The following is a 22,212-nucleotide window of genomic DNA, read 5'->3' as shown; positions in this document are numbered from 1 at the left end:
TCTCCACCAATACGATTTGACAGAGACCCTTTAATTTTTGAAAGCAAAAAAGAAGCAGATCTGATTTTACTCAAATCTGCTTCTTTTTATTGATATATAGAAACGTGCTACTTAGTTGTTTCTGTATCCATTTCTTTTTCTACATCGCTAAGTGACTTAGGCTCCGTCACTTTGCCACCAACGGTCTTTGGAATAATCTTACGATAGTCAGGCATTCCTGTTCCAGCAGGAATAATCTTACCAATAATAACATTTTCCTTCAAACCAACTAATGGGTCATTCTTGCCACGGATAGCGGCATCAGTTAATACTCGGGTTGTTTCCTGGAATGAAGCAGCTGATAAGAAACTATTAGTTTCCAAAGCAGCCTTAGTAATTCCAAGAAGAACTGGACGAGCAGTTGCTGGAATGCCACCAGCGATCAATGTCTTGTAGTTAGCATCCTTGAAATCATTGATATCAAGTAATGTACCAGGAAGCACATCTGTATCGCCAGGATCCATAACTCGAATCTTACGAAGCATTTGACGAACCATGATTTCAATATGTTTATCCAAGATTTCAACACCTTGCATACGGTAAACACGTTGAATTTCACGCAACAAATAATTTTCAGTTGAAAGTACATCACGCACCTTCAACAATTCCTTAGGATCGATAGAACCTTCGTTTAGAGCTGAACCACGATGAATGAAATCACCTTCAGCAACCTTCATACGTGCTGTAATTGGTAAAGTATAAGTACGTGTATCAGTTTCACCCTTGATTGTAACTTCTTTGCTACGTTCTGCAGGATTCTCTTCAACTGATTCAACTGTACCAGTTACTTCAGTAATTTCTGCACGACCTTTAGGATTACGAGCTTCAACAATTTCTTGAATACGTGGAAGTCCTTGCGTGATATCTTCGTTTCCAGCAACACCACCAGTATGGAAGTTACGCATAGTCAACTGAGTACCGGGTTCACCGATTGATTGAGCAGCAACAGTACCAACTGCTTCACCAACTTCAACTCGATCACCAGTAGCCATGTTACGACCATAACAACGTTCACAAACACCATGACGAGTGTTGCAAGTAAATGCAGAACGAATTGTCACTGTGTCAATACCAGCATCAATAATCTTTTGTGCCTTAGGTTCGTCGATCATTTCATTTTTACCAACGATCTTTTCGCCTGTTTGAGGATCATAAACTGATTTTTGTGTATAACGACCCAAAATTCGATCGTACAGGGACTCAATCACTTCATTACCTTCAACAATTGCAGAGATTGTCAAACCGCGATCAGTTCCACAGTCCTTTTCACGAACAATCACATCTTGTGCAACATCAACTAGACGACGGGTTAAGTAACCTGAGTTGGCAGTCTTAAGAGCCGTATCAGTCATACCTTTACGAGCACCATGGGTTGAAATGAACATTTCCAAAACAGAAAGTCCTTCACGGAAGTTTGAAAGAATTGGCAATTCCATAATTTTACCATTAGGAGCAGCCATCAAACCACGCATACCAGCCAACTGAGTAAAGTTAGAAATGTTACCACGAGCACCAGAATCACTCATCATATAAATTGGATTTTGAGGATCAAAACTCTCCATCAATTTTTGTTGAATATCATCTTTAGCATCGTTCCAAATTCCAACTACTCGTTCATAACGTTCATCATCAGTAATTAAACCACGACGGAACTGCTTAGTAACAGTGGCAACTTGTTTATGCGCTGCATTGACAATTTCTGGTTTTTCTTTCAAATCAGTAATATCAGAAATACCAACTGTTAAACCAGACTTAGTCGAAATATCGTAGCCAAGATCCTTCATTCGATCCAAAAGTAAGGAAGTTTGCGTAACTTTATATTGCTTGTAAACCTGCGCAATAATATCACTCAAGAAACCTTTTTTGAATGGTGGAATCAATGGTTGTGCCTTAATAAAGGCTTTGATATCTTCACCAGGTTTTAAGAAATATTTATCCGGTGTACCTTCTACTAAGTTTTCATCAGTAGGTTCATTCAAATAAATTAATCCCTTTGGCAAAATATTATTAAAGATTGCTTTTCCAACAGTTGTTACCAAAATACGTTTGCGTTGTTCATCAGTAAATGGTTTCTTCGGCATTGAGCTTACTTGCACACCAATTCGTGTGTGCTCAGAAACGTAACCATTTTGCATAGCCAAACGAATTTCATCAAGATCTTTAAAGATCATGCCTTCGCCGACACTGTTTTCACGTTCCATTGTTAACCAATAGTTACCAATAACCATATCCTGAGATGGTGTGACCACTGGTTTACCATTAGCAGGTGCCAAAATATGATGAGCAGCTAACATTAGTAAACGTGCTTCAGCCTGCGCTTCATCTGATAATGGCAAATGAATAGCCATTTGGTCACCATCAAAATCGGCATTGTAAGCTTCACAAACTAACGGATGCAAACGCATTGCCTTGCCACTTACCAAAACAGGTTCAAAGGCCTGAATTCCAAGTCTATGCAAAGTAGGTGCACGGTTTAACAATACTGGATGCTCTTTAATGACATCTTCCAAGACATCATAAACATCATCATCCTTGCGATCAATCTTACGTTTAGCATTCTTGATGTTAGAAGCCAAATTACGTGAAACCAATTCTTTCATGATGAAAGGCTTAAAGAGTTCCAAAGCCATTGGAACAGGTAATCCCATTTGGTTCATCTTAAGTGATGGACCAACATCAATAACAGAACGGCCAGAATAATCAACACGTTTACCAAGTAAGTTTTGACGGAAACGTCCTTGCTTACCTTTCAACATATGTGAAAGTGACTTCAATGGACGGTTACCTGGTCCAGCAACGGGACGGCCACGACGACCATTATCGATCAAAGCATCAACAGCTTCTTGTAACATTCGTTTTTCGTTTTGAACAATAATACCAGGAGCATTCAAATCTAATAAGCGTTTCAAACGATTATTACGGTTGATTACTCGACGATATAAATCGTTCAAATCAGAAGTGGCAAAACGACCACCATCCAACTGAACCATTGGTCGTAAATCTGGTGGAATGACAGGAATAGCATCCATAATCATCCAGTCTGGTTCATTACCAGATTTAATGAAGGCTTCAATAATGTCCAAACGACGAACAGCACGTGTCCGTTTCTGTCCGGAAGCATCCTTGAGTTCTTCCTTTAAGGTTTTAGCTTCTTTATCAAGATCAACATCTTGAAGCAATTCCTTAATTGCTTCGCCACCGATCTTAGCATTGAAGGTATTACCATATTCTTCTAATTTTTCACGGTATTCCCGCTCCGTTAATAATTGTTTCTTTTCGAGTGGTGTCTTACCAGGATCAATTACGACATATGATGCAAAGTAGATGATTTCTTCAAGAGCACGAGGACTCATATCTAAAACCAAACCCATTCGACTTGGAATTCCCTTGAAATACCAGATGTGAGTAACTGGAGCTGCTAATTCAATATGACCCATTCGTTCACGACGAACTTTTGACTTAGTAACTTCAACACCACAACGGTCACAGACAATACCCTTGTAACGAATTCGTTTGTATTTTCCACAGGCACATTCGTAATCTTTAGTTGGTCCGAAAATTCGCTCATCAAACAGTCCATCTTTTTCAGGCTTTAATGTTCGATAATTAATCGTTTCAGGTTTTTTAACTTCGCCGTACGACCAACTTCTGATCTTGTCAGGGGATGCGAGCCCAATTTGCATGCTTTCAAACTTATTGACATCGATCAAAGGATCGACCTCCTTCTTAATTTGATTATTGATTAGTTAAACTTACTTTTGATTATTCTTCGTTTCAGCTTTTGTTTCACTCACAGAAGAAGCATCTTTAGAAGCTGCAGTTGCTTTAGCATCTTCTTTTGATTTATCTTTCTGTTCTTCGGCATACTTACTGAGTGCATCAACATTGACAACATCATCGTCATCATCATCCATATCACGCAACTCAATTTCATTCTTATCAGCATCAAGAACTTTCATATCCAAACCAAGTGCTTGTAACTCTTTAACCAAAACACGGAAGGATTCAGGAACACCTGGACGTGGAATTGGATCGCCCTTAACAATGGCTTCATAGGTCTTTACACGACCCACAACATCATCGGATTTGTAAGTCAAGATTTCTTGAAGTGTATAAGCAGCACCATAAGCTTCAAGAGCCCAAACTTCCATTTCACCAAAACGCTGACCACCAAATTGTGCTTTACCACCTAATGGTTGTTGCGTAACTAATGAGTAAGGTCCAATTGAACGTGCATGAATCTTATCGTCAACCATGTGGGCTAATTTCATATAATGCATAACCCCAACGGCAATTCGTTGTTCGAATGGTTCACCAGTTCGACCATCATACAAAACAGTCTTAGCATCTGATTGCATACCAGCTTCTTTAACAGCATCCCAGATATCTTTATCACGCGCACCATCAAAAACAGGTGTTGCAACATGAATACCTAAGTTACGAGCAGCCATTCCTAAATGTAGTTCAAGAACCTGCCCGATATTCATACGAGAAGGCACACCCATGGGACTCAACATAATATCAATTGGTGTTCCATCTGGCATGTATGGCATATCTTCTTCAGGAATAACTACAGAAACAGTACCTTTGTTACCATGACGACCGGCCATCTTATCGCCGACTTGTAACTTACGTTTTTGAGCGATATAAACACGAACCATCATATTAACACCAGGTGAAAGTTCATCCCCGTTTTCACGAGTGAAGATCTTAACATCCTGGATAATACCGCCGCCACCATGAGGAACTCTAAGTGAAGTATCACGAACTTCACGTGCTTTTTCACCAAAGATTGCGTGAAGTAAACGTTCTTCAGCTGATAACTCGGTAACTCCCTTTGGCGTTACTTTACCAACTAAAATGTCGCCATCTTCAACTTCAGCACCAATGCGAACAATACCATCTTCGTCAAGATCCTTGAGGGCATCTTCACCAACATTAGGAATCTCACGTGTCATTTCTTCAGGTCCAAGTTTGGTATCACGTGCTTCTGATTCATACTCTTCAATATGAATTGAAGTATAAACATCGTCACGGACCAAACGCTCGTTAATAGCAATGGCATCTTCGAAGTTATAACCTTGCCAAGTCATGAAGGCAACCAGTGGGTTTTGACCAAGTGCTAATTCTCCACCTTCCATAGAAGGTCCATCAGCCAAGACTTCATCATTATCCACATGATCGTTAACTTTCACGATTGGACGTTGGTTATAGTTTTTACCGCCATTAGAACGACGGAATTTCATTAATTTATAGGTATCTAAAGCTCCATCATCACGACGAACGCGAATTTCACGTGCATCAACATATTCAACAGTTCCGTCATGTTTACAAATCAACGCAACTCCGGAATCATGTGCAGCCTTATATTCAATACCAGTTCCGACTAATGGCGCATGTGGGTCAAGCAAAGGAACCGCCTGACGCTGCATGTTAGCACCCATCAAAGCACGGTTAGAATCATCATTTTCCAAGAAAGGAATACATGCTGTAGCAACCGCAACTACCTGTTTTGGTGAAACATCCATGTAATCGACATTCGTGATATTAATTTCAATATTGTCACTTTCATGACGAGCCATAACCACGTCATCAACAAATGAACCATCGTCATTTAATGGTGAGTTAGCCTGGGCAATAACATATTGATCTTCTTCATCAGCAGTTAAATAATCGATCTTGTTAGTAACCTTATGGGTTGTCCAAGATACACGACGGTACGGTGTTTCAATGAAACCATACTTATTGATCTTGGCATAACTAGCTAAACTATTAATTAAACCAATATTAGGGCCTTCAGGTGTTTCAATTGGACACATACGACCGTAATGAGTGTAATGCACATCACGAACTTCATATCCGGCACGGTCACGAGTCAAACCACCAGGTCCAAGGGCAGATAAACGACGCTTATGAGTCAATTCACCTAATGGGTTTGTTTGATCCATGAATTGTGACAACTGTGAAGAACCAAAGAATTCTTTAATTGAAGCCACTACTGGACGAATATTAATTAATTGTTGTGGTGTAACAGTTGCAGCATCTTGAATTGACATCCGTTCACGAACGACACGTTCCATACGGGAAAGGCCAATTCTAAACTGGTTTTGCAACAACTCACCAACTGAGCGAATACGACGATTACCCAAATGGTCAATATCATCAGTTGAACCGATTCCTTCTTGTAATAAGAAGAAATAGTTAATTGAAGCGATAATGTCAGCTGGTGTAATGTGTTTCAACTTAAGATCAATATTATCGTTACCGATCATTGTCAATTCACGTTCTGGATCATTAGGATTGACAATCTTAATTGATTGAACGGTCATTGGTGTTGTCACAACTGATTCATCAGATGGTGTATAAGTGATTGCTTTAAAATCTTTTTTGTCTAAATATGGTGCCAAGTCTTTCATGACGTCTTTAGTAACAACAGTACCTTTTTGAGCAATAACTTCACCAGTATCTGGATCAGCTAAAGTCTCTGCCAAAGTTTGTCCAACTAAACGGGTCTTCAAACTTAACTTCTTGTTAACCTTATAACGGCCAACAGGAGCCATATCATAACGTTTTGGATCAAAGAAGCGCGCAGTTAAAAGACTACGTGAACTATCTGCAGTTTTGGGCTCACCTGGGCGAAGTCGTTCATAGATATCCTTTAAGGACTCTTCAACACGTGAATCCTCAGAATTCTTATGAACATCTTTGTCCAAAGTGTTGTCCAAACTATCAGTTTGACCCAACATATCAACGATTTCTTCGTCAGATCCGAAACCTAAAGCTCGAACCAACTCAGTCATCGGAATTTTACGAGTACGGTCAATACGTACATACGCAATATTCTTTGCATCTGTTTCATACTCTAACCAAGCTCCACGGTTAGGAATAACTGTTGTGCCCCAAATATCACGGCCGTTTTTGTCAGCTTCCTTAGTGTAATAAACACCAGGTGAACGTACTAACTGAGAAACGATAACTCGCTCTGCACCATTAATAATGAACGTACCTTGTTCTGTCATTAATGGAAAATCACCAAAGAAAACATCCTGAGATTTAATTTCGCCAGTTTCGTGATTTGTTAAACGTAAAGTTACATGCAAAGGTGCTGAGTAATTTGCCTCATGCTCACGCGCCTCATCTACTGTATACTTTGGTTCTAATAATTGATAATCCACGTACTCCAATGAAAGATTTCCGGCAAAATCGTCGATCGGCATAATGTCATCGAACATGTCTTTCAATCCTTCGTCAAGGAACCACTGGTATGAATTACTTTGAATCTCAATCAAGTTAGGAAGTTCCAGCACTTCTTTAATCCGCGCGTAACTTCTACGGGTTCGGTGCTTACCGTACTTTACCAAATGTCCTGCCAAGTTATTCACCTCTCTAAAATATTCCGCAAACGGCCAGTTACATTACAATTTGATTACATTTAACAAATTGCAGTGTTTTTTGGCAAAAAAAAACCAAAAATAGCTCTTAAATCTGATAGCTATTTTTGCTTTTTTATGAAAAGCACCACGGACAATAGATCGCAATGCTTCATTTCATTCACAGTTACAAACAAAGTTAATCATACTCATTTTGATCTCATCTGTCAAACATTTAACTGCAATTCTATTCAATTTAAACAGTTGGTTGTTTTGAATCCGGTTTTGGATTCTTTACAGCAACTTGAATTTTACCGTGACGGGCACCTACAGTAATATTATCACCAATTTTGGCCTGACCAGACAACATTAACTCGCTTAGCTTATCCTCAACTTTAGTTTGAAATGCCCGGCGAATTGGTCGTGCCCCATATTCAGGATCAAAACCAGCTTCAGCAACCGCGTCAATTGCAGCCGGTGTGATTTTAACTGTCATCCCTTGATCGGCAACTCGTTTAAGAATCTGGCGAGCCATCAATTTAACAATCTTATGAAGTTGTGGTCGTGTCAAAGAATGGAAAATAATCGTCTCATCAATTCGATTCAAGAACTCAGGTCGGAAGCTTTGCTTGAGCACTTCACGAATCTTAGCAGACATTGCTGTATAATCCTCGCTAGCATCCTTAGCACCAAAGCCAACTGATTTTTCATCTCTTAATGCTGTCGCACCTAGATTAGAAGTCATAATTAAAATTGTGTTTCTAAAATCAACCTTACGACCTTTAGAATCAGTCAAGTAACCATCGTCTAGCACTTGCAATAAGATATTGAACACATCTGGATGCGCCTTTTCAACTTCGTCAAACAAAACAACCGAATAAGGTTTTTGACGAACTCGCTCTGTCAATTGACCGCCTTCATCATAGCCAACGTAGCCAGGAGCTGAACCAATCAAACGGCTGGTACTATAACGTTCCATATATTCAGACATATCAATCCGGATCATATTATCTTCTGAGCCAAACATTGCTTCAGCTAGTGCCTTAGCTAACTCAGTTTTTCCGACTCCAGTTGGTCCTAAGAACATAAAGGAACCAATGGGACGTCCTGGATCTTTCAAGCCACTGCGTGCACGACGGATGGCACGAGAAACGGCTGAAACAGCTTCGTCCTGTCCAATTACTCGTTTGTGAAGAATCGATTCAAGGTTAACTAACCGTTCACTTTCAGTTTTCTGTAATTGAGTTAAAGGCACACCTGTCCATTCAGAAACAACTTGTGCCACATCTTCTGCAGTTTCCTTCAATTGATACTTCGGTTTTGAGTCATCATCCTGACTGGCTGCTTTGGCTTTTTCGATTTTTGCCCGTAATTTTTCTTCTTTTACTCGAATCTTTTGAGCAGTTTCAAAATCTTGATCTTCAATAGCCGCCTCTTTCTCATCAGTCAACTGTTGTAGTTTTGATTCTGAATTTGATTTCTCTGATTTGCCCATTTGATCAATTCGGACTTTAGCCGCAGCTTCATCCATTAGGTCAATCGCTTTATCTGGTAGGAAACGATCACTAATATAACGATCTGATAGTTCTACCGCCTGTTTAATGGCATCGTCTGTGATTTCAACATGGTGATGAGCCTCGTACTTACCTCGTAAACCACGCAAAATTTGAACAGACTCTTCTGTTGTCGGTTCATCTACCTCAACTTTAGCAAAACGCCGTTCTAAGGCTGCATCTGTTTCGATATATTTTTGATATTCATTTAGAGTGGTTGCGCCAATTGTCTGAAGTTCACCACGCGCTAATGCGGGCTTCAAAATATTAGAAGCATCAATAGCGCCTTCTGCACCACCAGCACCAATTAACGTATGCAATTCATCAATAAATAAGACAATGTGTTTGTCTTCATGAATTTCATCAATTACTTTTTTAAGTCGGTCCTCAAATTCACCACGATACTTAGTTCCAGCCACAAGGGATCCCATGTCGAGCATCATTAACCGTTTATTAGCCAGATCATCGGGAACCTTGCCATCAATAATTCGTTGTGCAAGACCTTCCGCAATGGCTGTTTTTCCAACTCCCGGTTCACCAATCAGAACCGGATTATTTTTAGTTCGGCGACTCAAAATTTGAATAACCCGTTTAACTTCTTTTTCGCGACCAATTACGGGATCAATTTGATCCTCACGCGCCATTTGGGTCATATCTCTGGCAACCGAATCAAGTGTTGGTGTGCCCTTAGGTTTACCACCACGATTATTTTGCGCCTGATTTTGACGTAACTGCGCTGACGCACTTACCCCTAATTTACGTAAAATAACTTTACGAGTTTGATTAAGATCCATATCAAGACTAATTAAAATGCGCGATGACAAAATATTTTCGTCACTTAACAAAGCTAACAGTAAATGTTCGGTGCCAATTTTGGCAGCACCCAACCGTTTAGCTTCATCACCAGCGGCCGCTAAAACCTCTTTAGCCTTTGGTGAATATGGTAAATAATCATTAGCACCGACGTTTTTTAAAGTGCCATACCCGGTAAACCGTTCGATTTCTTCCACAATATCAGTTTCAGTAACTGAAAATTGTTGAAATACTTTATAAGCAATACCATTTTTCTCGATTGCTAGAGCCAACAGTAAATGTTCTGTTCCAACTGCTTGGTGCTTAAAACGTTTAGCTTGTTCTTGCGAAATAGCTAGTACATTTTTAGCACTTGGTGTAAATAAATTATCCATGCTAACACCCTACTTTCTTTCTAGCTCTCATACCTTAAATGATTTAAAATGCCAATTAAAATTCTTGCACGTAACTGATCTTCTGCTTCACGATTACTAATTGCCAACGTTTTTTTATCAATTGCTGCTAAAATTAAATTTCCTTCTCGTTTGTCGATAACATCGTCTTCATACAAGCTTTTAACAATGGAAAGGGCATCTCGTTGATTGATTGATTCACCAATCACTTGAATAAGTGTATCCAAAACATCCAAATCATCAAGTAATTTGACTTTTTCAATACGAATATAGCCACCGCCGCCTCGTTTGCTCTCAACGACATAGCCATTTTGAATGGTAAAACGTGTCTTAATAACATAGTTAATTTGAGATGGGACAACATCAAACAAATCAGCAATTTCTGAGCGTCGAATCTCAATTTCTTCCGAATCTGCTAAAATCTGTTTTAAATATTTTTCAATGATATCGGAAATATTTTGTCCTTGCACTTCGCACACCCTTTCTCGCATCTTTGACTAATGTTGACTTTCATTATACGAAACTCTCATTAAAAAGCAAAGTTTTTTGTACCGCCGTTTTTTAGAAGCCAAAAAAACATCATGCAATCGACTGATTGATGATGTTATTTACAAGTCGGGAAAACAGGATTTGAACCTGCGACCCCCACGTCCCGAACGTGGTGCTCTACCAAGCTGAGCTACTTCCCGCTGGTTTTTATTAAGTTGTTGGACTTTAGGGAAACCCTCAGAGTTCACCTACTCAATCGGGAAAACAGGATTCGAACCTGCGACCCCCTGGTCCCAAACCAGGTGCTCTACCAAGCTGAGCTATTTCCCGCTGTAATTCAAAATTTTCCCCTAAAGACGCATTAACGTAAAATGCCAACTTGTAAACGAATTACAGTTGGCATTTTATGATTTTTCAGTCAGTATCTACTGCTTAAACAGTTAATTCTGAGGGGGNTCCAATTGCGCTATGGGTGCTTATTAAAATGCCGAGGACCGGGATCGAACCGGTACGGTCATCACTGACCGCAGGATTTTAAGTCCTGTGCGTCTGCCAATTCCGCCACCCCGGCAACGTTTGTAGATATCTACAAAGCGGAAGACGGGATTTGAACCCGCGACCCCCACCATGGCAAGGTGATGTTCTACCACTGAACTACTTCCGCATAGTTGCTAATGCCGACTAGAGGATTCGAACCTCCGACCCCCTGTTTACAAGACAGATGCTCTGCCAACTGAGCTAAGTCGGCTAATTAATAAAAAATATTAATTAGAAGTGCGGGCGAAGGGACTCGAACCCTTACATCTTTCGATACAAGAACCTAAATCTTGCGCGTCTGCCAATTCCGCCACGCCCGCAATGCTTATTTGTAAAATGAGCCGTGGCAGCCTCGAACTGCCGACCCTCTGATTAAAAGTCAGATGCTCTACCAACTGAGCTAACGGCTCAAATGGAGGATACAGGGCTCGAACCTGTGACCCTCTGCTTGTAAGGCAGACGCTCTCCCAACTGAGCTAATCCTCCATCAAACGACAACTACATAATATTATCATTGACTCTCACTAATTGTCAATAAGATTTTGTAGTTATCGTAAAAATATCCACTATGAATTATATTTATTCACTGAAGGTTGGAACTACAAAAACACACCTCGTTGCCTGATACAAAAATGATCATAGTATCAAAATTAAATTTAAATGCCGTCTTCCAGCAAATTTGGGCTGGAACGTAGTGGGCACGACTTAGAGCCGCAAACCACGTCTCTAAGCTCGGCCTTTATCTAAGCGAACCCCGCTAAGATAAACGACACTACTGAGCCCATTTGCTTCCAGACTAAGTCTAATTTTTGTAATCAACACATCGTTATAAAAGTTATTATATTAATGTTACTGAGCATTATTGAAGTGTCAAATGTTCTTAGTCCGGTGACGGTTAGACTCTGTTTGTGGGCCAAGTCGTTTAACATCAGTTATTGAAGTGATTTTTATACTTTCAACCTTTAGTTATTCATTCAAACTCACAGTTTACTTTGTAATTTTTGTAATACCACCCATATAAGGGACTAATACTTCTGGAATTGTCACTGTTCCATCTTCATTTTGATAGTTTTCTAGAATTGCAGCTACTGTTCTTCCAACTGCTAAACCAGAACCGTTTAGTGTATGAACATACTGTAATTTGCCATTCTCATCCCGATATCTAATCTGAGCACGACGCGCCTGAAAGTCAGTACAGTTTGAACAACTTGAAATTTCACGATACATGTTTTGTGCCGGAATCCAAACCTCTAGATCGTGTGTCATCGCTGCTGTAAAGCTCATATCACTCGTTGTTAAAGTAATCACGTGATAAGGCAACTTCAACAGTTTAAGTAAACTCTCAGCCTGATTAGTAAGCTTTTCAAGTTCGTTCCATGAGTCCTCAGGTTTTGTAAATTTAACCATTTCTACCTTATTAAACTGATGCATTCTAATTAGGCCACGGGTATCACGACCAGCACTCCCTGCTTCAGAACGAAAAGCTGGTGATAAGGCTGTTTCATTAATCGGTAAAGCATCCTCATCCAAAATTTCATTGCGGTGAAAGTTGACTAATGGCACTTCAGCCGTTGGAATCAAAGTTAAATCACTATCTTGAATTTCATAGCCGGCGTGATTCTCCTTGAACTTTGGGAATTGTCCAGTACCAAACATCGATTCATCATTGACCATGTAAGGCGTGATCATTTCGGTATAACCTGCTTTATCATTTTGATCCAAGAAGAAGTTATAAACGGCACGTTCTAGTTTGGCACCCAAACCTACATAATAAACAAAGCGACTTCCTGAAACCTTAGCAGCCCGTTCAAAATCTAAAATGCCTAAGCTTTCGCCAATTTCCCAATGAGGCTTTGGTTTAAAGGTAAATTCACGGGGTTTTCCTACTTTACGTAGTTCAACACTTCCCTCTTCAGTTAAACTAATCGGAACATCCTGATTAGGAATATTGGGTAGATGGGCAGCCATGTCTTGCACCTGGTCGGTGAGTACTTGAAGTTGTTGATCAAGTTCTTTGATTTCACCACTGACCTTACGCATCTCTGTAATTTGATCAGTCGCATCTTCTTTTTGACGTTTAAGCAAAGAAATTTGGTCTGAAACTTCATTACGTGTCTTTTTTAAATTTTCACTTTCTACAATTAAATCACGTCGTTTTTGATCCACATCTAATAACTTATCGATTTCTTTTGGATCGATTCCCCGTGTACCTAATCGCTCTTTCACAAAATCTGGATTGTTACGAATATTTTTTAAATCTAACATGTTTATATCCTCCTTATTTTTGTAAACATAATAAAAAGACCCTTCTCATCCCATCAATTGGGACGAAAAAGGTCTTTTTCGCGGTACCACCCAAGTTTGCTGTCGCCAGCACCCTCACTTAAGTTTAACGACCGCAGCCGTGTGAAATTACTCACCCGTTTTTATTCACCGGAGTTTCGATTGATAGCTCTCACTAACTCTATCTCGCTTTAAATCTACTTTATGTGAATTTACGTTTACTTATTAACCTAATCATAACCGAAACTAATTCAATAGACAACTAAATTTCGGCAATTTTTTCATCAATTATTTGAATTACTTTCTGACGCGCGTTAGGATCCTCCACAAAATCAAACTGATCACCATCAATTTGAATTTTAGGACTTTCATTATAATTGTCATACCACTCCGTATAACGATTATTCAAATCACGATAATACTCGTACAAACTTGGATCATTATCAATTTGTTCGTACGAACGTCCTCGTTTTTTGATCCGTGTTAGCATCGTGTCAAATGAAATATTAATATCAATTAACAGATCTGGATTCTTTTGATAATGAGTTTCCGGAAGTTCTTCCATCATATTCGTTAAAAGTGAATCATAAATCTGAACTTCAGTACTAGTTGCCCGACCCAAATCTGCATTCAGATGAAAAAGCAGCGAGTCTTCATAAATCGAACGATCCATCACACTATTTTTAGTCTGAAAAGCTTCCTTAATACCATCTAAACGTCGATTTAAAAAATAGATCTGAAGCAGAAATGCGTAACGCTTAGGATCTTTATAAAAAAGTGGCAAGATCTTGTTATCATCCACTGATTCATAAAAAGCTTTTGTACCTAAATGTTGTGACAAAATTTCTGTTAACGTTGTTTTTCCTGCGCCGATTGGTCCTGACAATGCAATCATTCAAAGTTCCCCTTTATTCCTGTTTTGATACTATATATTGTAGCATGATTTCAAGCAAAGACAACATGTAGTTTATGTTTTTCAAACGAAAAAACATTTGAATTTATACAGCACCTTACATTATACACTTATTTTTGTGCTTTTCGACCCTTTAAAATAAAATCAGGTTGCGTTAAATCGACTTCATCCAGCGGAATCATATGGGTGTGATACTTCAACTTATAATACGTATATAACACAATAAATATGGGAACACTCATATAACTAATTCCAATTGCTTCCCAGTTAAATGTCGCAAACGAGTGAATGTCCTGACCTGCAATCACCAGCAAACAAAGAATAAAGGCAAATATAGGGCCAAACGGAAACCACTTAGCATGATATTTTAGTTCATCCAATTGATGGCCCTGTTTAACAAACGCTCTTCGGAAACGAAAATGAGAAATTGCAATGCCTAACCACGCAATAAATCCGGTTAGACCACTAGCTGCTACCAACCACATATAAATTTCTGGTCCTGCAATACTAGAAATAAATGTTAAAGCGCCCACAATTGTGGTGCCAATAAGTGCCATCAACGGAATCCCACGTTTTGTCGTCAAACTAAACGTTTTAGGTGCATATCCTTCTAAGGCCATTGAGTACAGCATACGGGTTGATGCGTACATACCAGAATTAGCAGATGAAATAACCGAAGTTAAAATAACGGCATTCATCACACTTGCAGCTCCTGCCAAACCAGCCCGTCGAAATACAAGTGTGAAGGGACTAATTTTGACATCACTTGCCGATGAACCTAACAAATCCGGACTTGTGTACGGGATAATGCAGGCAATAACAAAAATTGAAAGAATGTAGAATAATAAAATTCGCCAAAAAACCTGGTTAATTGCTTTAGGGACACTTTTTTCTGGTGTTGCCGATTCACCGGCCGTAATTCCGATTAGTTCCGTTCCCTGAAATGAGAATCCGGCAACAACGAAAACACTTAAGATCATTGGAATACCACCGACAAATGGTGCTTTTTTATAAGTGAAATTATTTAAGTAAGTTGCGTGACCACCCATAATTCCAAAAATAACGGCCACACCGATAACCAAAAAGATGATTACGGTAATAACCTTAATTAAGGCCATCCAGTATTCCGTTTCACCAAAAGCTTTGACCGTCAGTGCATTAACTATAAAAATTAGAATCAAGGCCACACTGCTCCAAACCCATCCGGGTACACTGGGTAACCAGAACTTCATCACAATAGAGACAGTACTAATATCAACTGCCAACGTAATTGCCCAGTTAAACCAGTAATTCCATCCCATCGCAAATCCCAGTGCAGGATCCACATATTTTGTTGAGTAGGTTGCAAACGATCCTGAAACCGGCATATAAGTTGCCATTTCTCCCAAGCTCGTCATCAAAAAGTAAACCATAATACCCATCGCAACGTAGGCGATCAATGCCCCAGCTGGTCCTGCCTCTGAAATTGCGGACCCACTAGCTACAAATAATCCGGTTCCGATACTACCACCAAGTGCGATCATGGAAATATGCCGTGTTTTCAATGATCGATCAATCGAATGATTCTCTTCTTCTGCCATAAAAATAGTTCCTCCTTAAATTTCGAATTAAAAAGGCAATCTTATTTTTAACCAATAAAAAAAGCCCCTTTGCATAACAAAATCGCCATACAAAAAGACTTACTAAATTTCTCAGTCAAATCGTAGATAGCGCCCCGTGATGATTTCATCTCACCACGACAGTCTCTGATTTATTGAATCAGAACCCAACTTAAAACTGAAAAAGCAGCCTTAAGTTTCGGCCAAACACCCTTTTGCGACTTGTCTTCAATGCTTTTTCATCTACAAGTCGTGACTGATGAGTTTGGCAACCTCTTCTTTCGATATGAATTAATTATATACAAGCAAGGTAGTTCTGGCAACCGTCATTTCGTACCTACACTTGTTTTGTGTCCTTAATTTTTTCTTTTAATTGTTGAAAATGTTCATGCAAATCTACATCAGGAGCATTCCAATCAATACCAGGTTCCGCGGGCTTTCCCATAATTTTAACCAAGACATCATTTAAGCTCTGATCTTTGAGATAATCTCGCCAAAGATTATCAGCTTGTTGAAATGTATCGTTCAAAACGTTTTTTCCACGTTCCGCAATAGGACGAGCCTCTGAAAAAACATTTTCAATGAAGCCCATATCTGGATATGTTTTAATTGGTCCTTCGCTTGCTTCAACAATATCCAGCAAAGAGATCTCTTTTGGACTCTTGGCTAATCGAAAACCGCCATTGTTTCCAGGAATCGAAGTTACCAATCCAGCGATAACTAGTTTACGCATAATTTTTCGTAGATATGCTTCTGAGCCAGTCAATCGTTCGTGAATCACAGCCGTTGTTAGCGGGATTGAACGATCCTGTGTGCACAGTAGCGCAATAATACATGCCGCTTGTTCAAATCCTTTAGTGAGTTGCATAATGTCCACCCTCCATAAATGCTTGTGCTGTTAACTGATAATAACTCTCTTGTTGAGGAAACGGATTCAGCACACTTCTTGGTAAAGTTTGTTCCCCAATTTTTTTAAAATTAAAATATTCTAAAACTGCTACAGAACGGCTATTTTTTGAATACGTACTTGCCGTTACAATTCGATCCGGGTGTTCTTGAAAAAGGTGCCTCAAAACAGCTTGAACAGCCTCTTTCATATAGCCATTTCCCCAAAAATCTTGATTGAGCATATAACCTAACTCTAATTTTTGGGAATCCTGCTCTTGCTTATCATTTACAACTGGATATAATCCAACGCTGCCAATAACCTTTGCGGTCGTTTTTAAAGTAACTGCCCAAATGTTTGCTTGCATCAGTTGCTGTAAAAAATAATCACTCTCAAAAGCATTAGCCGCAACTCGAAAGCCCGCCATTTTTGCTATTTTTTCATTTTCTACAACGGTTCGTAGATCAGCTAAATCTGTCGCTACAAACGACCGTAAATTTAGCCTTGATGTATTAATCTTTTTATTCACAGTGTTCCTCATTTATTATAATTCAAGATACCTTACAAAACTAAAGGCTAAAAGTACAAAAATCACTTCAATAACTGCTGTTAAACGACTTAGTTCACCAACAGTAGTCTAACTGCCGTCCTCCGGCTCACCTGGTCTGGAAGACGGCATTTAAATCTAATTTTGTTACCATGAACGTCTTTATATCAGGCAACGAAATGTGTTTTTGTACTTTCAATCTTTAGTTACAAAATTAAAAACTATAATTTAAAACAGTCTCAGGTATAAGAATACCAGAATTTGTTTCCATAATGTACTTTTTTTGTCCACTTACCAAATAATTCGATTAATTATTTTTTTGAATTTTAAAAAAATTTTTTTTTCAAATAATTGAATAATAGAAATTATCGTTTTGATACGATTAGCTCATCATCCTGAGAATGAACATTCAGAATAGCCTAAAAATGTGATATACTCTTTATGTTTAAAAAAAGATTAAATCAATTTAAAAATAAAGCTTATTTAGCAATAATTCGGTATGCTATATCAAGTGTTCACTTTAATTAATAATTGCTTCAGGAGGCAAAACAATGAATGAGGACCAAACGCCTAAAAGATCCGACCTGCACAACCATTTTAATGTCCCCCCGACTCGTACAGAAATGCATCAAAATATGGAAAATCGTGAACCAAACAAACGGCCACGAAGGCCAAGACGCAAACGTTTCATCATTGCAATCGTGGGAATTTTAGTTATTACGATCGGCGTGTTTGGTGCCTACAAATGGTACTCTGCAAAAAATGCAGCCAACTCCGTTTTTAATAGTGCCAATATTCAAAAAGCGCGTGATGTATCTGCCGTTATCAAGAAGAATAAACCTATTTCAATTCTTCTACTAGGTACAGATACCGGTGCACTGGGTCGTAATTATCGAGGCCGAACGGACACAATCATCATTGCAACGCTAAACCCGAAAAAGAAAAAAATGACTTTAACAAGTATTCCGCGTGATACGGCCCTTTCAATTCCAGGCTATACGCAATATGCGCCTTCCAAATTAAATGCCGCTTATTCCTTTGGTGGTGCTGGTACAAGTATTAAATCCATTCAGCAGCTCTTAGATGTACCGATCGACTTTTATGGTTTGATCAACATGGGCGGTTTGGAAAAAATCGTCAATGGTGTCGGTGGCGTAACAGTATCTCCAACACTAACCTTTAAATATGGTGCCGCAAATGTGGTCAAAGGTAAAAAGATTCATTTAGGTGGAAAAGCGGCTTTGGACTATTCTCGAATGCGGGATGATGATCCACAAGGTGATTATGGTCGACAAAAACGTCAACGACAAATATTAATGGCCATTCTAAGAAAGAGTGATTCTTTAACAACCTTGCTTAGTCAAAGTTTCCTATCTTCTATTAAAAAGCAAACTCAAACTGATTTAACCTTTGATGAAATCGTCGCACTTTCGACAAAATATCGTGTGGCGACACATCATCTTAAGTCCACTCACCTACAAGGTACAACGCAATTGATTAGCGGACAAGATTACGAGGTTGCTAGTCAAACAGAAATGCAACGAGTCACAAACTTTATTCGTAAGGGATTGGACCTTGGTCATAAATCAACTGGAACGGCCAATTTAACCAGTGTCACAACTGGCACAACAGATCAATCGAGCTACACCGATACAACCCAAAGTAATCAAAATAGTCAGTATTAGATAAAAAATGAGACGGAAAATAAATTTTTCCGTCTCATTTTTTATCTATTTGATTATAACTGAAGATTGAAAGTAACAAAGCGACTCAAGTTACTGCTATTAAACGACTTGACTCACCAAGTTAACTTGTCATCCTACGATGCATCCATCCTGGGACAGGCGTGGCATGATTTGTTTTTGAAACAAATCACTTCAGTGCACTTCCATAAATCCAACCGATCTCTTTACCATCATAATAACAACGATAGTACGGTGTTTTAACATCCGTTCGATAAGCAATGTTATCAATCGTTACTTTTTTACCAATGTATTCATTTTCAAGATGCAGGCGTTTAACCGTATACTTACTTGCCGTAACGTGATTCAAAAAATCGTGTCCCGTTACTGGAATAACCGTCATTGTTTTATTAATTGTTTGATAGCTAACGTGTACAGCTAAAGCCCCACCGTAAATCCAGCCAATTCGTTTACCGTTGTATGCACAACGGTAATAGGGTGTTTTAGTTCCGTTTCGATAAGCAATGTTATCAATCGTAACCGTTTTACCAGCATATGTCTTACCATAATGCAATAACCTATTTGTGTACATACTACTTGTCACATGATTATAAAAATTATGACCAGGAGTTACTTTAACATCCATCGTTTTAGCAATTGCGGTATAAGTTACATGTTTAGCAAGTCCACCGCCATAGATCCAGCCAATTTTTTTGCCTTGATAATATGCTCGATAGTACAGTGTTCCTGTGCCATCCCGTTTACCGGTGCAATCAATTTGAACTGTCTTTCCTGCATATGTTTTGCCATAATGCAAGCGTTTAACGGTGTATTTACTTTCGGGGACGTGATTATAAAAATCATGCCCAGGATTGGTTTTAACATCCATCGTCAGATTTGTATTCGCATACTTAACATTTTTAAACTTCATTCCGTTATAGTAACTTTTAACCAATTGATAAAACTCAGCCATTGTATAACCTTGACCGAAGTATTTTTTCCCGGTGCTTAAATAGTAACCGTACGGATCAGTATGTGATGAACCACCAAAATATTCAGAAACTGCCTTGTGTGACCAAACCGTTCCCTTGTAATCATACGCCGCATCATTAGAGCTCAGCTTGTATTTATTCAACAAATAAGCTGTGTACCAGGCTGCATTCGCAATTTCATGTGCAAATGCACTTTTTGAATGCACTTCAACCTGCTCAAATTGCACAAACTTACCATTACCTGGGTACCCCACGCCCCATGCTAAATAATTTGTATTGGCAATATTAATAATATGATCTGCATCAACAAAACTGTGGACAAACGCATCGTTATAGTGCGCCTTCATGTATGCAATTTCATTATAAATTGTCGAACTTGCATTGGCAGTTTCGTGAACGACAACTCCCTCAGGCTTACCGTAGCCTTTATTGTAAGTATACCGTGGAAAACCACTCCAAATCGAAGTGGTGATTCCCACCGGCTTAATTTTGTTAGCCGTTATATAACTATTTACTGATTGTGCTTTTGCTGACGTGCCACCAATTATCAAACTAATCAATAGTCCAAACGTCAACAAACACACCGACATAATTTTACCTTTTTTAATGCCTTTCAAACAAATTCCTCCAATGTTCTCCCCTGTATCTCATAAACCACTATGTACTAGTTTATCCTAACATTTACAAACGAACATTCAGATATCATCATTCTTACATTTTCATTACATTCTACTAGGAAAGCGTTTTAACATAAGCTTTTTCCAGAGCTTATTAAGCAATTCGGCAATTAAAAAGCCAATTGCAATGGATCCAGTGATCTCAATAACTTCAGTTAAAAAACGAACTCCTTGTGCAGTATTTCCCAACGCAAAGTTACGAATCATTTGATAGGCCTGTCCACCTGGAACCAGGGGAACCAAACTTGGAATATTAAAAATTAACATTGGCATTTTCATTCTTCGTGCAGCAATATCACTCAAAATACCAATTGCAACTGAAGCTACCAAATTGGTCAGTGCTATGCCAAATGCAAGATGAATCAGTGCCCAATAAATAAACCAAGTAATGGTTCCAATTGATCCTGCAACAATTAAGGCTCGATGAGGAATGTTAATAATAATTCCGAAACCAACAGTTGCAATAAACGCAAAAAACAACTCAATTATCATAATCATTAGTGAATTTCTCCTTAAAAGAACCTAAACACGAAGGCAATTCCAAACCCAATCGCCGACGCCGTTAACAATGCTTCCATCCCTCGTGCTGGTCCACTCACAAAATGACCATTTAGAATATCCCGCACGGCATTAGTCAGCGGTACTCCAGGAACCAAAGGCATCACCGCCCCAATAATAATATTATCCACTGAATGCCCTAATCCCAGACGCACAGTTACCACCGCCATAATTCCGATTAGCAAAGATGAGACAAACTCACTAATAAATTTGATGTCTAATGTTTTATTAATTGCATAATAAACAGCAAAACCAGCTGCTCCAATGATTGACGTGACGCCAATATCGTAAAAGTTGTTGCAAAAAATTGTCATCAAAGGACCGCTTACTAGAGCCGCTCCTAGTACTTGTAGCCAAAACGGAAAGTAAGGAACAGCCTCATCCACAATTTTCAGTTGATCAAAAAACGCTTCTAAAGTAACTTTATGCACCGCATAATCTCTTGAAAGCCGATTAACCCAACTAACTTTTTCCAAATCAATATTTCGGCGACTAACACTTTCAACCTGAGCACTTTTTTGATCTGGGATCGACATAATAATTCCAGTCACTGTTGAAAAGACTTGCGCCTCTGCATAGCCTGAATTGGTGGCAATGCGCATCATCGTATCCTCTGCTCGTGCCATTTCAGATCCATTTTCAATCATAATTCTTCCCGCTAATAAGCAGGTATCCAGTACCAAATCAGTCTGCTTCAACCTATTCACCCCGTCAATTAATTAAAGTCTATTATGCCATAGCCCTTCCAACAAAACGACCATTATTTGGAGAAATGTTAAAATTCATTCGTTTACTTTCGTTTAAAAAAAGACACAAAAAAAGCCAAGGATCGAAACCCTTGACTTAGTAAATTGGGTCTACACTTTCTGGTATTGGTGAATAA

General features: G+C 39.0%; 13 protein-coding genes, 8 tRNA genes and 1 riboswitch. Of the genes, 1 reads left to right on the top strand and 20 read right to left on the bottom strand.

The window, feature by feature from the left end:
• Window positions 1-107: 107 nt before the first annotated feature.
• The 17 genes from rpoC to IV87_RS09675 all read right to left on the bottom strand — a co-directional run bounded on the left by rpoC (window position 108) and on the right by IV87_RS09675 (window position 17,402).
• Window positions 108-3,749: a DNA-directed RNA polymerase subunit beta' gene (gene rpoC, locus IV87_RS09755; protein ID WP_057807781.1), complete on the bottom strand. Its 3,642-nt coding sequence runs from the start codon at window positions 3,747-3,749 to the stop codon at window positions 108-110.
• Between the two features lie 42 nt (window positions 3,750-3,791).
• Entirely contained in the window at window positions 3,792-7,412 is a 3,621-nt protein-coding gene (gene rpoB, locus IV87_RS09750) for a DNA-directed RNA polymerase subunit beta (RefSeq protein WP_057807779.1), read from the bottom strand.
• A gap of 253 nt (window positions 7,413-7,665) precedes the next feature.
• Window positions 7,666-10,149 (bottom strand): ATP-dependent Clp protease ATP-binding subunit, encoded by a 2,484-nt coding sequence (locus IV87_RS09745; RefSeq protein WP_057807777.1) that lies wholly within the window; start codon window positions 10,147-10,149, stop codon window positions 7,666-7,668.
• 20 nt (window positions 10,150-10,169) lie between these two features.
• The gene (locus IV87_RS09740) at window positions 10,170-10,637 is read right to left on the bottom strand and encodes a CtsR family transcriptional regulator (protein WP_057807775.1); all 468 of its coding nucleotides are present in this window, start codon (window positions 10,635-10,637) and stop codon (window positions 10,170-10,172) included.
• 145 nt (window positions 10,638-10,782) lie between these two features.
• Window positions 10,783-10,856, bottom strand: a tRNA-Pro gene (locus IV87_RS09735).
• 56 nt (window positions 10,857-10,912) lie between these two features.
• A tRNA-Pro gene (locus tag IV87_RS09730) sits at window positions 10,913-10,986 on the bottom strand.
• A gap of 155 nt (window positions 10,987-11,141) precedes the next feature.
• A tRNA-Leu gene (locus tag IV87_RS09725) sits at window positions 11,142-11,227 on the bottom strand.
• Window positions 11,228-11,248: 21 nt separating this feature from the next.
• Window positions 11,249-11,320 (bottom strand) — tRNA-Gly (locus tag IV87_RS09720).
• A gap of 11 nt (window positions 11,321-11,331) precedes the next feature.
• A tRNA-Thr gene (locus IV87_RS09715) sits at window positions 11,332-11,404 on the bottom strand.
• 27 nt (window positions 11,405-11,431) lie between these two features.
• Window positions 11,432-11,513 (bottom strand) — tRNA-Leu (locus IV87_RS09710).
• A gap of 17 nt (window positions 11,514-11,530) precedes the next feature.
• Window positions 11,531-11,603: transfer RNA gene (locus IV87_RS09705), tRNA-Lys, on the bottom strand.
• Between the two features lie 3 nt (window positions 11,604-11,606).
• Window positions 11,607-11,679, bottom strand: a tRNA-Val gene (locus tag IV87_RS09700).
• A gap of 501 nt (window positions 11,680-12,180) precedes the next feature.
• Entirely contained in the window at window positions 12,181-13,458 is a 1,278-nt protein-coding gene (serS, locus tag IV87_RS09695) for a serine--tRNA ligase (RefSeq protein ID WP_057807773.1), read from the bottom strand.
• Between the two features lie 280 nt (window positions 13,459-13,738).
• Window positions 13,739-14,371 carry a deoxynucleoside kinase gene (locus IV87_RS09690; protein WP_057807770.1) on the bottom strand — a complete coding sequence of 211 codons (633 nt, stop codon included), beginning with the start codon at window positions 14,369-14,371 and terminating at the stop codon, window positions 13,739-13,741.
• Between the two features lie 128 nt (window positions 14,372-14,499).
• Window positions 14,500-15,969: an amino acid permease gene (locus IV87_RS09685; protein ID WP_057807769.1), complete on the bottom strand. Its 1,470-nt coding sequence runs from the start codon at window positions 15,967-15,969 to the stop codon at window positions 14,500-14,502.
• A gap of 119 nt (window positions 15,970-16,088) precedes the next feature.
• Window positions 16,089-16,273, bottom strand: a riboswitch (Lysine riboswitch).
• A gap of 51 nt (window positions 16,274-16,324) precedes the next feature.
• Window positions 16,325-16,855: an Rrf2 family transcriptional regulator gene (locus IV87_RS09680; RefSeq protein WP_057807767.1), complete on the bottom strand. Its 531-nt coding sequence runs from the start codon at window positions 16,853-16,855 to the stop codon at window positions 16,325-16,327.
• Window positions 16,842-17,402 (bottom strand): GNAT family N-acetyltransferase, encoded by a 561-nt coding sequence (locus tag IV87_RS09675; RefSeq protein ID WP_057807765.1) that lies wholly within the window; start codon window positions 17,400-17,402, stop codon window positions 16,842-16,844. The genes IV87_RS09680 and IV87_RS09675 overlap by 14 nt, the downstream gene beginning before the upstream one ends.
• A gap of 569 nt (window positions 17,403-17,971) precedes the next feature.
• Here IV87_RS09675 and IV87_RS09670 point away from each other — a divergent pair.
• Complete coding sequence (locus IV87_RS09670; RefSeq protein WP_082623567.1) at window positions 17,972-19,105, top strand: LCP family glycopolymer transferase; 1,134 nt, start codon at window positions 17,972-17,974, stop codon at window positions 19,103-19,105.
• Window positions 19,106-19,292: 187 nt separating this feature from the next.
• Here IV87_RS09670 and IV87_RS10955 read toward each other — a convergent pair whose 3' ends face one another.
• From IV87_RS10955 to IV87_RS09655, 3 genes are all read right to left on the bottom strand, one after another.
• Complete coding sequence (locus IV87_RS10955; RefSeq protein WP_082623566.1) at window positions 19,293-20,711, bottom strand: GW dipeptide domain-containing protein; 1,419 nt, start codon at window positions 20,709-20,711, stop codon at window positions 19,293-19,295.
• A 105-nt stretch (window positions 20,712-20,816) separates the two neighbouring features.
• Window positions 20,817-21,269: a threonine/serine exporter family protein gene (locus IV87_RS09660; RefSeq protein ID WP_057807762.1), complete on the bottom strand. Its 453-nt coding sequence runs from the start codon at window positions 21,267-21,269 to the stop codon at window positions 20,817-20,819.
• A 14-nt stretch (window positions 21,270-21,283) separates the two neighbouring features.
• Entirely contained in the window at window positions 21,284-22,027 is a 744-nt protein-coding gene (locus IV87_RS09655; RefSeq protein ID WP_057807760.1) for a threonine/serine exporter family protein, read from the bottom strand.
• Window positions 22,028-22,212: the final 185 nt, after the last annotated feature.

The organism is Pediococcus ethanolidurans (assembly GCF_001437405.1).
In the GTDB taxonomy this organism is placed as follows: Bacteria; Bacillota; Bacilli; order Lactobacillales; family Lactobacillaceae; genus Pediococcus; species Pediococcus ethanolidurans.
The sequence above is the reverse complement of the archived record's forward strand: the minus strand, read 5'-3'. Positions and strand labels throughout refer to the sequence as shown.